Origin of the sequence: Undibacterium sp. FT79W (assembly GCF_014284215.1) — a bacterium.
GTDB classification, from domain to species: Bacteria; Pseudomonadota; Gammaproteobacteria; order Burkholderiales; family Burkholderiaceae_D; genus Undibacterium; species Undibacterium aquatile.
Genome location: NZ_JACOGB010000015.1, coordinates 1 through 15,056, shown reverse-complemented (window position 1 = coordinate 15,056; position 15,056 = coordinate 1). Strand labels below are relative to the sequence as shown.

General features: G+C 48.8%; 10 protein-coding genes and 1 pseudogene. 3 read left to right on the top strand and 8 right to left on the bottom strand.

The window, feature by feature from the left end; all coding sequences use genetic code 11:
* Positions 1–1,038 precede the first annotated feature (1,038 nt).
* Both H8K38_RS18600 and H8K38_RS18055 read right to left on the bottom strand, forming a co-directional pair.
* Entirely contained in the window at positions 1,039–1,170 is a 132-nt protein-coding gene (locus tag H8K38_RS18600) for a hypothetical protein (protein ID WP_255423076.1), read from the bottom strand.
* A 68-nt stretch (positions 1,171–1,238) separates the two neighbouring features.
* A complete protein-coding gene (locus tag H8K38_RS18055; protein WP_176804533.1) occupies positions 1,239–2,480 on the bottom strand; it encodes an RNA-guided endonuclease TnpB family protein in 1,242 nt (413 codons plus the stop codon).
* Positions 2,481–2,501: 21 nt separating this feature from the next.
* On the opposite strand from H8K38_RS18055, the gene tnpA reads away from it, so the two are divergent.
* On the top strand, positions 2,502–2,918 hold the full coding sequence (tnpA, locus tag H8K38_RS18050) for an IS200/IS605 family transposase (protein ID WP_176804534.1): 417 nt from the start codon (positions 2,502–2,504) through the stop codon (positions 2,916–2,918).
* Between the two features lie 155 nt (positions 2,919–3,073).
* Here the strand turns inward: tnpA and H8K38_RS18045 are convergent, their stop codons facing one another.
* From H8K38_RS18045 to H8K38_RS18020, 6 genes are all read right to left on the bottom strand, one after another.
* Positions 3,074–6,322: a type I restriction endonuclease subunit R gene (locus tag H8K38_RS18045; protein WP_186886242.1), complete on the bottom strand. Its 3,249-nt coding sequence runs from the start codon at positions 6,320–6,322 to the stop codon at positions 3,074–3,076.
* A gap of 70 nt (positions 6,323–6,392) precedes the next feature.
* On the bottom strand, positions 6,393–7,433 hold the full coding sequence (locus tag H8K38_RS18040; RefSeq protein ID WP_186886241.1) for a YhcG family protein: 1,041 nt from the start codon (positions 7,431–7,433) through the stop codon (positions 6,393–6,395).
* Positions 7,430–7,582 (bottom strand): hypothetical protein, encoded by a 153-nt coding sequence (locus tag H8K38_RS18035; protein ID WP_186886240.1) that lies wholly within the window; start codon positions 7,580–7,582, stop codon positions 7,430–7,432. Before H8K38_RS18035 ends, H8K38_RS18040 begins: the two co-directional genes overlap by 4 nt.
* Positions 7,583–7,623: 41 nt before the next feature.
* Positions 7,624–8,916, bottom strand: coding sequence for a restriction endonuclease subunit S (locus H8K38_RS18030; RefSeq protein ID WP_186886239.1), 1,293 nt, complete (start codon positions 8,914–8,916; stop codon positions 7,624–7,626).
* On the bottom strand, positions 8,913–9,932 hold the full coding sequence (locus H8K38_RS18025; RefSeq protein WP_186886238.1) for a YhcG family protein: 1,020 nt from the start codon (positions 9,930–9,932) through the stop codon (positions 8,913–8,915). Before H8K38_RS18025 ends, H8K38_RS18030 begins: the two co-directional genes overlap by 4 nt.
* Positions 9,929–12,286, bottom strand: coding sequence for a class I SAM-dependent DNA methyltransferase (locus tag H8K38_RS18020; protein ID WP_186886237.1), 2,358 nt, complete (start codon positions 12,284–12,286; stop codon positions 9,929–9,931). The genes H8K38_RS18025 and H8K38_RS18020 overlap by 4 nt, the downstream gene beginning before the upstream one ends.
* Positions 12,287–12,489: 203 nt before the next feature.
* Between H8K38_RS18020 and H8K38_RS18015 the strand changes: the two are divergent.
* Positions 12,490–12,636 (top strand): annotated as a pseudogene (locus tag H8K38_RS18015) (type I restriction enzyme endonuclease domain-containing protein); the annotation flags it as partial.
* A gap of 93 nt (positions 12,637–12,729) precedes the next feature.
* Positions 12,730–14,886, top strand: a complete 2,157-nt coding sequence (locus H8K38_RS18010) for a site-specific integrase (RefSeq protein WP_186886235.1) — start codon at positions 12,730–12,732, stop codon at positions 14,884–14,886.
* The last annotated feature ends 170 nt before the right edge of the window (positions 14,887–15,056 follow it).

Sequence of the window (15,056 nt, the reverse complement as noted above, 5' to 3'; positions counted from 1 at the left end):
ACCAGAGCTCGTCATTGAGCAGTAATCGGGGCATGGCAAACTCGTGTTGGATCGGTGTGAAAACCTTAACAATACGAGTTTGCCTTTCTTTTTCAAAGGCTTACGTTCAAACGTCAACAGACCCTAGATAGATGATTTTTTTAGGTGATAAAAAACAATAAGTCTATGCAGAAATTGCTAAAGGGTCGTCAAAATCCCCGCCTTTCGATGGCTTGCTCTGATCTGAGGTGATAAAAAACAATAGGCTATTTGCAGAAATAAGCCAGAGGTGCGAAAAAACAATAGGTTTATGCAGAAATTACGCAAACGGCAGACAAAATGCCCGCCTTTCGATGTCTTTGTCTGATCTGCGGTGATAAAAAACAATAGGTCTATGCAGAAATTACGCAAACGGCAGACAAGATGCCCGCCTTTCGATGGCCTGGTCTGATCTGCGGAGATAAAAAACAATAGGTTTATGCAGAATTATTGAGAAAATTAAACAAATTGCAACATTAGATGATGTCGCATATTTTCCAGTTATAAATAACAATGAAATTATGCAGAAATCATCGAGAAATGCAGAGTGTTTAATTGCGAAGCTGTGCCTAGCGGCGATAAAAAACAATAGCCTGTTTGCAGAAATGTGTCAGCGGTGCGAAGAAACAATAGGTGTTTTGCAGATCGGTGATAAAAAACAATAGGCTATTTGCAGAAATAAGCCAGAGGTGCGAAAAAACAATAGGTTTATGCAGAAATTGCGAAAGGGCCGTGAAAATCCCCGCCTTTCGATGGCTTGCTCTGATCTGAGGTGATAAAAAACAATAGGCTACTTGCAGAAATAAGCCAGAGGTGCGAAAAAACAATAGGCTACTTGCAGATCGGTGATAAAAAACAATAGGTGTTTTGCAGATCGGGGGAAGAGGATTAGACCATTTGCTCCCCTGTATTTGAGCTGATTGATTTCCAACTTGACTTGCGATGCATCAGTTATCCTGCGTACCGACTTTCCAAAATTGCGATTCAATTTAAAAATGGGCTTCAACGTAATGATGAAATTTAGTGATCGTTTTTTTTCAAAACCGAATCGGTGACACCGCAGAAAAGTCTCCAAATAGCAATTAAAGGCGCGAAAAAACCTCGCGGCGTCTCCTTCGCAGCTGAAATAAAACCATCTAAAAATTCTTTCATTTTGTTGGCTCCCCTATCGCTAAGTACGTTGAGTAAACTATAGCTATCTAATTGACATCCTCCCCGCCCTAAAGGACGGGGATTCCTACGGCGCTGCGCGATGATTTGCGAGTCGCTTCGGTGGGTTCCTGCTTCTTCGAGCGGCCTGACTGCTCCGACTCTCCACAGGCTAACAAGCGGTATCCCCGCTCTAAAATATTGATCGCACCGACCATATCGGCGTGATTTTCGTAACCGCAATCGACGCACAGGAATTTTGCTTGTGTTTGCCGATTATCTTTCGACACATGGCCGCAAGCCGGACATGTCTGGCTGGTGTGGTGCGGCGGCACGGCCAGCAACATACCGCCGTGCCAAGCCACCTTATACGCCAGTTGACGTCTGAATTCACCCCACCCCTGATCGAGAATGGAGCGGTTCAGGCCGGACTTCTGCTTCACCATCTTGCCTGGCTGTTCGCTGTTGCCCTTGGAAGACTTGGACATGTTCCGTACCTGCAAATCCTCAATGCATACGAGCGCGTGGTTTTGGCTGATCGTCGTTGTGGTCTTGTGCAGGAAGTCTTTCCGGGCATTGGCGATACGGGTATGAATCTTCTGGACGCGGGCCTTCGCCTTCTTCCAGTTGCTGCTGAACTTGACTTTGCGGCTCATGCGGCGCTGGTAGCGCGCAAGGCGTTGCTGATGTTTCTTGAAGCTGTTGAGCGGCGCGATGAAAGCACCGTCGCTCATCGTGGCAAACCGGGAGATGCCGACATCGATGCCAATGGCCGTCGTCGCGGTTGGCAGCGGCTGTTTGATTTCGCGTTGCGTCTGAATCGACGCGAACCACTTGCCGCCCGATTGGCTCACGGTGACATTGCGCACCTCGCCCAGCACATCGCGGCTGTTGCGGTAACGCAGCCAGCCGAGCTTGGGAAGGAAGATGCGGCCATTACCCTGATCGAGCTTGATCTGTTTCGAGTCGGGGTAGCGAAAAGTATCACCGCTACCCTTGCGCTTAAATTTTGGAAAGTCGGCGCGTTTCTCGAAGAAATTCTTGTATGCCTTCTCCAAGTCCTTCAAGGCATGTTGCAGCGGATGACACGGCGCTTCCTTCAGCCAAGGTGTGTCAGGACCATTGCGCCACCCGGTCAATTGCTTCGCCATGGCGACGTAGCCAATGAACTTGTTGCCCGCCTCGTGGTTCTCCTGCTGCATTGCCAGCGCTTTGTTGTAGACGAACCGGCATGACCCAGCGAAGCGGCGCATATCGCGCTCTTGTTCGCCGTTGGGCATCAGTTCGTATTTGTAGGCTTGTAAGCGTTGCATACTTCAATTATAGTTTGGTCTATGAGCAATGACAACGATATCCGACACGGAAGACACTGCGTTTTCCTGATGCACGTGCATTTGGTCTTTGTGACAAAATATCGCCGCGAAGTCTTCACAAAAGAGATTCTTGACGACCTGCGCCCCATGTTAGCCAGCGTCTGCAGGGACTTTGAAGCGGAGCTGGTGGAGTTCGACGGCGAGGATGACCATGTACACTTGCTGGTGAACTACCCGCCCAAGGTTTCCGTTTCCAATCTGGTCAACAGCCTAAAAGGCGTTTCCAGCCGCATGATTCGGAAGAAGAACTACCCGAGCATCCGCAAGAAGCTATGGGGCGGTGCGCTATGGTCGCCTTCCTACTTTGCCGGTAGCTGCGGTGGCGCACCGATTGCCGTTATCCGGCAGTACATCGAACAGCAGCAAACACCACACTAGACGCACCAAACCGGACGGCTTCGCCGTCCGCGCTCTTGACCCCGCCCTGAAGGACGAGGTTTGCCGCGCAACCGATCAAATGAGTCCACTAGCATTCGAGCAACGCCAATTTGGAAGTTAAGTGTTGCCTACAAAATTAGGGGAAGTCCAAAACGTTATCGTGATCCCGTTAAGATATCAAAAATAACCTTAGAAAATAACTTAGCCTTACCTGGATCAGACAATAACTGCATCATCTGATTTTGATGGGCGTCGCCGCTGTCGAGGATGGCGTCGTCTACGGCGCGGGGGAAGTCGCCTAACATGGCTTGTTCTGCGCTGTTGTTGGCGATTTGTTGCATCACGATGTCGTTCTCGCGCACCTTGTCGCTGATCGTATAGGCGTAATTCACCATATCTTTTTCAGTGAGTTGGTCGGTGATAAACAGCTCGTTTAAGCGATGCACGATTTGCGACAGGAATTCGGTTTGCTTGTCTTTCGCTTTCGCCGTTCCCAAACCCTCACCCGGCTCCAGCTTGTATTCTTCGCTGTTCTCTTGTAAAGCCAAATGCTGTTGGCGGATTTTAGAGACGCGGTAATGGCTGAGGACAATGCTGGATAAATCAATATCGTCTTCATCGACGACCGTTTCACGCAGCATCGGGCGCAGGTTGCGCGCATAGAGGATGAGCTTTTCCAGGTCTTTGTCGTTGTAGTCAACGATTTGCGACATGAATTCATAGAAGCGCACGAAAGTACCTAGGTCTTTTTTGAAGATCTCCAGCGCGTCTTTGGCTTTTTTGCAGTCTTTAAAGCTGTTTTCCGCGTTCGCAATCAACACAGGGTCGTTAAATTTCTTTTGGCGCTCAAACATCTCTTTCGCTTGCTTGTAGGCATCGACTGCATGCTTGTAACGTTTCTGCCAGCGTTCGACTGCGGGTTTGCAGATATTGGCGATGGCGGCGTTGCTCTTACTCTTCACGAAGAAAGCTTCACAGAATTGCTCAACCTCGGTCCAGGTAAAGATATCGGCTGCGCGCAGTTTGTCGTAGAGGTCAAAGATCAAATTCGGATTCGATACGTCGGCCAACTCTGCGGTTTGGAAGTAAGGCTGGAAGGCCGCAAGGATGTCTTGCGGCTCGTTGAAGAAGTCGAGCACAAAAGTACCCGTTTCTGCCTTGCCGGGATAAGTACGGTTTAAGCGTGACAGCGTTTGTACACACTCCACACCGCCGAGCTTTTTGTCCACATACATGGCGCACAGTTTGGGTTGGTCAAAACCGGTTTGAAACTTATTGGCGACGATCATTACTTGGTAATCGTCGGTATCAAAGGCTTTGCGCATGTCGCGGCCTTTCAGTTGCGGATTCATATTCAACTCGGTGAACTTTGCTCCTTGCAAAAATTCCGCATTCGGATCTTTGTCATTAAATTCCACTTCACCCGAAAACGCCACCATCGCGTGGATCTTTTGGTAACCCTGCTCAGTAATGTACTTATCAAAAGCCTGCTTGTAACGCACCGCTTCTTTGCGCGAACCGGTCACCACCATGGCCTTCGCTTGCCCACCGAGCAAACCCATCACATGCGTTTTGAAATGCTCGACGATCACCATCACCTTCTGGCTGATATTGTGATCATGCAGGCGCACCCATTGATTGAGCTTGACCTTGGCTTTTTTGCTTTCCACCTCTTGGTCGGCATCTTTCATTTTCATCGCCAAGTTATAGGCAACTTTGTAATTGGTGTAGTTCTTCAACACATCCAAAATGAAGCCCTCTTCTATCGCTTGGCGCATGCTGTAGACGTGGAAGGCTTCTGGCTTATTGGTTTTCGATGCTGGCTCGTCGGGCTTAGGTAAGCGGCCAAACAATTCTAGCGTTTTGGTTTTTGGTGTCGCGGTGAAGGCAAGGTAAGTCAGATTTTTTGAAGCACGGCGTGAAGCAACGGCGGCATCGAGAATATCGTCCGTCGTGAGTTCTTCGTCATCGCTGGCAGTGCCATCGACCATCAGCACTTCTTTAAGCTGGCGAGCGGTCGACCCCGTTTGAGAAGAATGCGCTTCGTCGGCGATGATCGCGTAGTTGCGCTCTTTCAGGCTGACGCTGTTTTCAATCGCGCGCAGTACGAACGGGAAGGTTTGTATGGTGACGATAATGATCGGCTGCGAGCTTTCCAAAGCCTTGGCGAGTTTTTCTGATTTAGAACCATCGCCCTCTTGATTATTGATGCGCCCGACCACGCCATCGGTTTGCTCAAACTGCGCGATCGTGTCTTGCAACTGCGCATCGAGCACAGTGCGATCTGTCACCACAATCACCGAATGAAATAGCTTACTACCGCTAGCATCGTACAAAGAAGAAAGCTGATGCGCAGACCACGCAATTGAATTTGATTTACCCGAACCCGCGCTGTGTTGTATCAAATACTTTTGCCCCGGCCCTTCGCTCTTCGCGGCGGCCAGCAATTTACTCACCACATCCCATTGGTGGTAACGCGGGAAGATCAGGCTTTCTTTTTTGTACTTGCGCCCTTCCCAGTCTTCTTTGTCTTCAATCTGCAAATGCACGAAGCGCCCCAAAATCTTGAGCAGATTGTCTGGCACTAAGACTTCATTCCACAAATAGTCGGTCGCGTATTGGTTCACGTCTAGCGGCGCATCATTACCCGCGCCGCCATCGTGCGTACCTTTGTTAAACGGTAGGAAGAAGGTGCTTTCGCCCTCTAAACGTGTGGTCATATACACTTCGTATTGGCTCACGGCAAAATGCACCAGCGCTCCGCGCTTGAAGGTTAGTAAAGGCTCAGGCTTTTTGGTGCCAGGGTCCACCGGCAAACGCGTGGTGCGATACTGGCGCATCGCATTGTGTACCGCTTGTTTAAATTCTGATTTGAGTTCCAGCGTCGCAACCGGAATACCATTGACGAACAAGACCAAATCAATACGCCATTCTTTGGCTTTCACACCGATCTCCGCCAAATGCTCCGCCGTCGCCCACGGGCTATAGGTCACCTCAGGCACGACGCGCAAACGATTCTTTTTGTAGCGCGCCAAGGTATCAGGATTCAGATCATGTTCCGGTGCAAACTGGCACAAAGAAAAACGCGTGCCGCGATCTTTCAATTCATGACGCAAGACACCCAAAGTACCAAAGGTACGCATCTCTTTATTCGCCGCATTCGGGTCAGCCTTATTCAATTGCTGTGCCAAGCGCTCTAAAAACTTTTGCTCAGGCTGCACCGGATACAAGGCACAAAACTTTTGCCATTGCTCGTCTTGCGTGTCTTTGACAAAACCGATCACGTCTTCCGGATACAAAGCCAATTCGCGGTTGTAGTGTTCTGCTTTGCCCAGCAGCCAGCCATTAGCTAGTAGCTGGCGAATCATGTCGTTTTGAAAGCTGAGTTCGTTGGCTTTGCTCATAATGGTTTGTCTCTGTTCATTCTGCAATTCGAGATAACGGTAATAGCTGATTCGTCATTCCTGCGTGCTTTTAATGCGCATCGCTCTTTTTTTCGGCCAATTGCAATTGCACGCGTAATCGTTCCCGTTCTAACTCTTGTTTCAATTCGGCTTCACTTGGAAGTTCAGTAAGGTATTTCGAGCTAAACAATTGTTGACTGTCTTTTAAAACAGAATACTTCGCGACAGTATGATTGTGCTCGCTGCATAAAATCAGGCCTATGGTCGGATTGTCATCAGGTCGCCGTTTTTGCTCTTCGTACATACGCACATACATATCCATCTGCCCGACATCTTGATGCGTTAATTTGTTGAGCTTTAAGTCGATCAACAAAAAGCATTTAAGATGGAAGTTGTAAAACACCAGATCAATAAAATAGTCGCCGTCCTCAGTCTTGATGCGCTGTTGACGCTCAACAAAGGCAAAACCTTTGCCTAACTCCAATAAAAATTTTTGCAAATTATTGATGATGCCATTTTCTAAATCGGCTTCCTGGTAAGCACTGCTGTCCAAGTTCAGAAAATCCAAAATATAAGGATCACGCAAATAGTCTTTAGGATGCAATTGCAGCGCATCGGTATGCGCTTTGGCTTCCAGCTCTACCGGCAAGCGCTCCTTGCTGGCAAGCAAACGCTCGTAGTAGAGCACGGCGATTTGGCGCTCCAAAGCCCGCGCACTCCATCCTTGCGTAATCGCTTCTTGCGCATACCACTCGCGTGCACTGGAGTTGTCGATGCGAATCAAGCAACGATAATGCGTCCAACTCAATTCGGTACGCAGTGCGTTCCGAATTGGAAAAGCTTGGAAAAAGGCACGCATATTACGGAGGTTGCGGACATCAAAGCCTTTGCCGAACTCCTCGGTTAGGCGAGCGCTCAATTGCTCAAGCTGTTGCGCGCCATATTGTGCCCGCGCCTCGCCCTGCTGTTCATCTTCCACAATTAAGCGGCCAATATGCCAATAGGTTTGCACCATGGTGCTATTCACACTGCGAGCAACTTGTTGGCGTGCTTGTTGAACTAGCTCACGAATGGCTTGTAATAAGGAGTTTTGCGGGGCGATCTGATTCATAGTGCGAACTCCCCTGTATCGCCTTCTGACGACACCGGAGGCAAAACCAGCTCGCAGTTGTCGTGTTCTGCTTTGCCGAGCAACCAACCATGGGCTTGTAGCTGGCGAATCATGTCGTTTTGAAAGGTCAGTTCGTTGGCTTTGCTCATGAATCAAATCTCTGAAGAATGCTTCAATCAATTAAACAGAATCAGGCGGCGATGGCAGATTCGCTGGGCGGCTGCCAATCGCGTACGTCGATTTTTCCGGTGACAGCGGCGGAGATTAAGGCTGTGCGGCGTTCTTGTGCGAGAACAATCGCTTCTTTCGCTTTTTCCGATATCAGGTCAAAATCTCGAATTGTTCGCTGCAAACAATCTACAATTTCGGATTGCTCGGATAGCGTTGGCAACGCTACTTTTATTTTCTTTAGGTCATTGATACCAACATTCCCTTGAGTGTTTGTATTAACTTGACTTTGAATACCCTGCAAGAAAGCATCGGATTTGAAGTAATAAAAGAGATATAGACCAATCACCTTATCTGTCTTGGGTTTAATGGTCACACATGAGTAGGAAACTATAAATTCTGCATCAATATCGATGTAAGACACTGTCCCAACAGTCGCATATCGCGCCATAATCACGTCGCCTTTTTCTCCCCTAATTTTCTTTGAAAGGGCTAGATAATCTGAGCGACTTACTTGTTTGCAAGCGTCAAAATTGATACCGCTCACTACCTCTTTCAGGTCACCCGTCATTACATAAGGAACGCCAATGTCAATTGACGCTGGCATGTAATGATCGACATCACCAATAGCTCTTAATGCATGATCCATGTTAAAAACCATCCAATGCGCAGGCACTTCACCCAGCCACTCTACGCCGGAGTCGCGCATGGGGGCGTTGGGGTTGAGGCCTTTGGTGACGGCATGACTAATCACCGCCTGCCGTTTTTCTTTCAGCAGCTTGATCAACTCTTGCTGCTTCGCGATCAGGGTATCGATCTTGGCGGTTTCGTGGTCGAGGAAGTTGGCGATTTTTTGTTGTTCTTCTAAACTTGGGAATGGGACTTTCAAGCATGTAATATTTGCGACTGCTAGCCCTGGCTGCGCAGCAGAAACATTGTATTGATTCAAATTCATCGCACGTAGCGTTTCACCGAACCACTTGGTGACGATTGCCAAATAAGGATGAACAACTACGGCGTGTTCAGATGCCCAAAATTTTCCTGCACCATAATTTACATTTCCGCAAAGTGCTCCTTGCCGACCGATTAAGATGAATTCCCCTTCGTGATTATAGTTCGCCGTATACCCGCGCAATCCGTTTCCGCCATATACCGGAAAATCGCCTTCGACCTCAATTTGCTCGGCTACAATTGCATCCCCACTTCTTAGTGAAGCAATGTAACTAATTCGCTTTACTTGCCAATTTGAAGGAATGTCTTTAATCCAATCTACCCCAGAATCCTTGTACTCAGGATAAGCCTTGTACCGACTCATACCTCGCCCTCCTGCGCCAGATTCAACATATAGAACTCGTGCAGCTTGGCTTGCAGTAGTTTCTTATCGGGTAGCTGGGTTTGGTATTCGGCGATCATGGCGGGAGACAGGCTGCGGCTTAAGGCATACTCAACCACTTCATCATCTTTGCTGGCGCACAGCAAGACGCCAATGGCAGGGTTTTCGTGCGGCTTTTTGTGGTCACGGTCCAGGGCTTCGAGGTAGAAGTTAAGTTTGCCCAGGTGTTCTGGTTGGAATTTATCGACCTTAAGTTCAATCGCGACCAGTGCATTTAAGCCTCGGTGAAAAAACAGCAGATCGAGCGCGAAGTCTTGTTTGCCGACTTGCACAGGGAATTCACTGCCGACAAAGCAAAAGTCGCGGCCTAGTTCCAATAAAAAATGTTTGAGCTTGGTGAGTAAGCCTTTGTGCAGATCCGCTTCGCTGTGTTGTTCTGGCAAATTCAGAAAATCCACGATGTAGCTGTCTTTGAAAACACTCAGGGCGTCTGGGTGTAAAAGTGTCACCGCCGGTGACACTTTTACCGGATTGAGTATGACCCGCTCAAACAGAGCGGTCGTAAATTGCCGTTCTAGTTCACGGCTAGACCATTTCTCTTGCACTGCCATTCTCAAATAAAACTCCCGTTCCTCAGGATGCTTGCTACGACTCAGAATGATGAGATTATGTGTCCACGGCAATTGTCTCAGCAGTGCCGAGACAATTTGGTCACCTTGATAAGTCTCATAAAATTGGCGCATGCGAAACAAGTTAGGGCGGGTAAAGCCTTTCAAGTTGGGCTGGGTTAGCGCTAAATGTTTAGCCAAGGCATCCACCACACCATCGCCCCATTCTGCTGCCTTGATCTTATTGCTGATGTATGCACCGACTTGCCAGTACAACTCAATCAATGTGGTATTGACGGCTTGATAGGCGTGCTGACGAGCGGCGGTGATCAGGTGGACGACTTCGGAGAAGTCGGGCTGCTCAGTCTTCACAACAGTGTTTTTGCTCATGAATGCACCTCTTGCAGCAGCTTCATGATTTCTGCACTGACCGCATCAAGATCGGCATCAATTTCCGCTAAATCGCGTGGTGGCTGATATTGGTAGAAATGGCGGTTGAACGGAATTTCATAACCCACGATGCCGATTTGCTGGTCTTTATCGTCCTTCTTGCTGGCATCGATCCATGCATCGGGTACATGCGGTTGTACTTCTTTTTTGAAGTAGGCTTCGTTGACTTCATTGACGCTGCGACCGGGGTCGAGCGCGACGTTCTCAAAATCGCGTAAATCACTATCGGCTTTGTATTCGATCGTTTTGCCCGCATGTTCTCCCACGCCTTCAAACAGGCCGTAAACAGGGTCGGCTTTGGCTTTGTGTAACTTCTTAATGACGGCGTGCGCTTCCGGGTTCTTCCAACTCACTGCGGCTTCAATCGCTTTTTTGTCTTTGGCGTCGAGGCTGATACTCGCGGCTTTTGCTGCTTTGCTGACCACATCTTCGTAGCCGTTCATATCATCGCTCTGCGCTGTACCAATCTGCGCTTGCAAGGCTTTGGCTTTCAGCATGGTGGCTTTGGTGCTTGTCCATGTGCTGCGGTCCAGCAGGTCTTTGATTTGTTTTTCTTTGAGATCGGCGAAATGGGTTTTGATGTAACGACGGATTGCTTCTTCGTGGTTGCTGAGGTCGCCATAGTGCGCGCAATCAGGCGCATCGCTCCAGATCGCATTGGGTAAATTCGCAAACTCCGCATAAGCCCATTGCATGACGCTGTTCAAGGCACCTGATTCAAAACGCAGTGTGGCAATACGCTCATCTGAGAATTGGTAAGACTGACGCAATGGGCGTTCTATGGTGATGCGGCGATAACCGAATTCGTGGGTTTTGAAAATCTTGGCAGCGAAAGTTTTGGCGACTTCTGTTTTTGGATTGGCCGATTGGCGACCGCGATTACTCTTGGCGTCTGCTGGCTTATCAAGCTCACGAGCATCGACCACTTCGAAGTTACCAAAGCACTTGGTGATGGTGGCGATGTCGTCGCTACTCATTTCATTACGCTTACTGCCTAAAGACTTACGCATCTTGCCGCAGAGGTTAGCGCCGTTAATCAATTGCACTTGGTTTTTACGTGTGGCTGCTTTTTTGTTCGACAGCACCCAAACATAAGTCGCAATACCCGTGTTGTAGAACATATCTGTCGGCAAGGCGACAATGGCTTCAAGTAAATCGGCTTCTAAAATGTAGCGGCGAATTTCTGATTCACCGGAACCTGCGCCACCTGTGAACAAGGGCGAGCCATTGAGAATAATGCCGATGCGACCACCGCCATCTTTAGCATCGCGCAACTTGCTGATGAGGTGCAGCAGGAACAATAAAGACCCATCAGAAACCCTTGGCAAACCAGCCCCGAAGCGTCCGTCAAAGCCTTTCTCTGTATGTTCCCTAACGATATCGTCTTCAATTTTTTTCCAATCGACACCGAAAGGCGGATTAGAGAGCATGTAGTCAAACTTGGTAGCGTGAAGCTGATCGTTGGAAAGCGTATTGCCGAGCTTAATATTGCCGACTTCTTGGCCCTTGATCAGCATATCGGCTTTACAAATGGCGTAACTCTCGGGATTCAATTCCTGACCATAAGCGCGCATCACGGCATTGGGGTTGAGCTCATGCACATATTCCATGCCCGCTGACAAAAAGCCGCCTGTACCCGCTGTCGGGTCATAAATGGTGCGGATGATGCCTGACTTGGTCAGCGCTTCGTCGTCTTCCATGAACACCAGCGACGTCGTCAGGCGCACGATGTCACGCGGGGTAAAGTGCTCACCCGCCGTTTCATTAGAACCCTCAGCAAAACGGCGTATCAGTTCTTCAAACACCAAGCCCATGTCGTGATTCGATACCGCCTTGGGGCTGAGATCAATGGTGCGCACTTTTTGCACGACTTTGTAGAGCAAATTAGCGTCGTTCAGTTGACCGATAAATTCGGCGAAATTGAAGTATTCAAAAATCTCACGCGCATCTTTGGAAAAACTCTGGATGTAGCTTTCCAAATCAGCTTTGATTTGGCTTTCAGTGAGCTTGAAGAGATTCATCTTCGAGGTGTTATAAAAACTCAGTTGATGCTCGCCAACTTTGGTGGCGCGCAAGAGCAATTTTTCTTGCGCTTCTTCTGGCAAATTCATCGCCTGCACTTTTTCGTATTCGGCCAGTACCGCGTCTTTCGTCGCTTCCAACACGCACTCTAAGCGGCGCAATAAGCAAAACGGCAAGATGATGCGGCCATATTGACTTTGTTTGAAATCTCCACGAAGAAGGTCGGCGATGGCCCATGAATCTGAGGCAAGGTTGTTTGAAGTTTGAGTCATTATTCGGCTAAGATTGCTACGGGAAAATGCTGGATACACATCATTTTTTATTGATGTCAGTGATGGCAACGATGGGTCGCTATGCTCTTTTGTAATAAATGTGATAATAACCCATGCACCAGACAAAACCCATAGCCAATAATAAGTGCCCTCTCCCTTTACTCACTGGCGATAAATGATTTACGTCTTTGGCTCGTGCCTTTTGGTCGCAGCGTAAAAGTGTCCGGGCAAAATTGCGGCTGATGGTGAAGCGTATTTTGCGGAAATACAAATATTCGCCGGATCAACAAGAAGACGCCATTCAAACTGTCTTGCAACAGGCGGAAAGTCTAAGTGCTGAATGGAGTTAACATTAGTCCGCGCATTCACAAGGACATAAAAGAGGCGGGCATTTATTGCAGTGAGAATCGCGTTGCGACAATAATCAAAGAAATAATGCCGCCATGAGTCAAAACCTCCATCATCAGGAAAACGATGCCGTGCCCACCGATCCGGATAACATACAGCGACTTGCCCCAGGCCGGTCTGAGTCCCAGAACCATTCGCCCATTGACCGGATACTGCAGCGCGCTGGCCGGCATCATTTCGCCTTTTTCCGTGCTTACCTTGAAGGCCTCGATCAATATGAGATGGCCAAGCGGTATTTAGAAAATGCCACCACGACCAGGATATCGAGTAAAGAAATTGTCACCACATTGCAATGGATTCGAAAGGATCTGTCTGTTATCGCGAAGCGGCACGGTAAATTCGCGTATGCCCGCATTATTAATATTGAACCAGAGCAATTAAAGCCAGTCTCGACTGTCGAAGTTCCCTCTCTGGCGGCGTATCGTGAAGAACGCGATCCATACGAGATGTATTCCGAAGCGGATTTGATCGAGCTATTCGAAGAAGAATATGGTGATGTCCAGCCGGATCCACGCCAAAAAAGAAAAGCGAGCCTCTTAAAAAAGCAGAATGAAGCATTGAACTGGCTGGAAGCCAAAGTAGCGATTGCCCCGCACCTCAATGATCCGGTCGGTGCCTGGATTATTCCGGCAGTGGCGCAGCGGCTGATCGCCGCGCAGATTGATACCGTGGGGGACCTCTTGAATACGATTAACCTGAAGGGACGCCTCTGGTACCGGAACTTGAATCAGGTCGGTGAAGTGACCGCGGCTCGCTTGGTGAAATGGCTGCAGCTGTATGAAAAAGATTTAGGACAATCGGTCAGTACATTCGCCATGGTCAAACACCGTGACCTCGACGTTGCAGCCATGGAAGCCAGTCGCCCCAAAGAGTTTGGCATCGTACCTTTAGAGTATTTCCAGCCCCATCCTTATCTGGACGGCAGCGTCGGAGAAAACCGTGCAGAACGCAACCGGAGCGGCGTCAATAATGACTATGATGCGATTCAGTCCTGGCTCAAACTCGTTGAAGACAATGCCAACACCTACCGCAATTACAGAAAAGAAGCCGAACGTTTTCTGCTGTGGTCTGTCTTAGAACGCGGTAAAGCCCTCTCCTCCCTGATGGCAGATGATTGCATCGCGTATAAAAACTTCTTAAACGACCTCGGCCGACTCACACCCGAAGCATGGTCAAGCAAATACTGTATTCCACAAGAGGACTGGCTTGGAAAGCGTCATACCGTCCGCTGGAGCCCACTCTGGCGCCCGTTTGAGAATCCTGTCCGTGTTAAGAAATCACCGTCCTCTAAAATCCTGAAACAATTCGATGGCATGCCTCCGGATCTCTCAGTCGAAAAAACAGGCGTGCTCTCCGTCGCCTCGCAGAAACAGGCGATCACGATCGTCAAAATGCTGTGCGAGACACTGGTACGCCAACGCTACCTTGACAGCAATCCCTTTGAGACGGTAAAGGCCAGCAAGTATGGCGTGTTTAAGTCGGATGCAACCAGGTCATTCACACAGCAACAATGGGATTTCTTAATCCAGCACCTTGAGACATACGAAAAAAATAGCCGATATTTCAGGCTACGTTTCATGTTGACGTTAGCGTATGAAACAGGAATGCGGCTGTCAGAAATGGCGGTCGCCCGGGCCGGGGACATTCAGCGTTTTGCTCTGGCTGGTACCTCTGAGATGGGCTATCAACTCCATGTCATCGGCAAAGGAAATAAACCGCGTGATGTCGCTCTGAGTCACAACGTCATTCAAGAATTGAACACCTATCTTGCTCATCGTGGAATAAAGTCTTATCAAGACGCACCTCCGGTAACGCCTTTAATCGACGTGGCACCTGGCTATACTTTGTATGAAACCAGAGAAAATGGAGAAAAATCGACCGAATTGAGAAGACCGGAACGCACACTGTCATCGCGTAGAATTTTTGATATTTTCAAAGCATTTTTTGTGGAGGCCGCGTACTGTATGGCCAAAGAATCTAAGGAAGATGCTCGACACATGCACCGGGCCAGTACCCACTGGTTACGTCACACCTGTGGTTCACATGCGATTGCGAATGGTGTTCCTGTCCAGATTATCCAGGATCAATTCGGTCATGCATCGATCGACACCACGACGATCTACGTGACGACGGAGCGGGATAACAAATTCAAGGCATTCAACAAATTTTCTGAGACGGTCAAAAAAAAATGAACACTTGAACCCTCTCCCCTGCTGCAACGCTGAAAGCCAGGTGTTGACATCCTCCCTGCCGTAAACGACAGGGATTCCTACTGCGGTTAGGCGTAAACGCCGGACTCGCTTCGGTGGGTTCCTGCTGCTGGCGGCATTGTTGCACCACTCACTTCACAGGCTAATCGGGC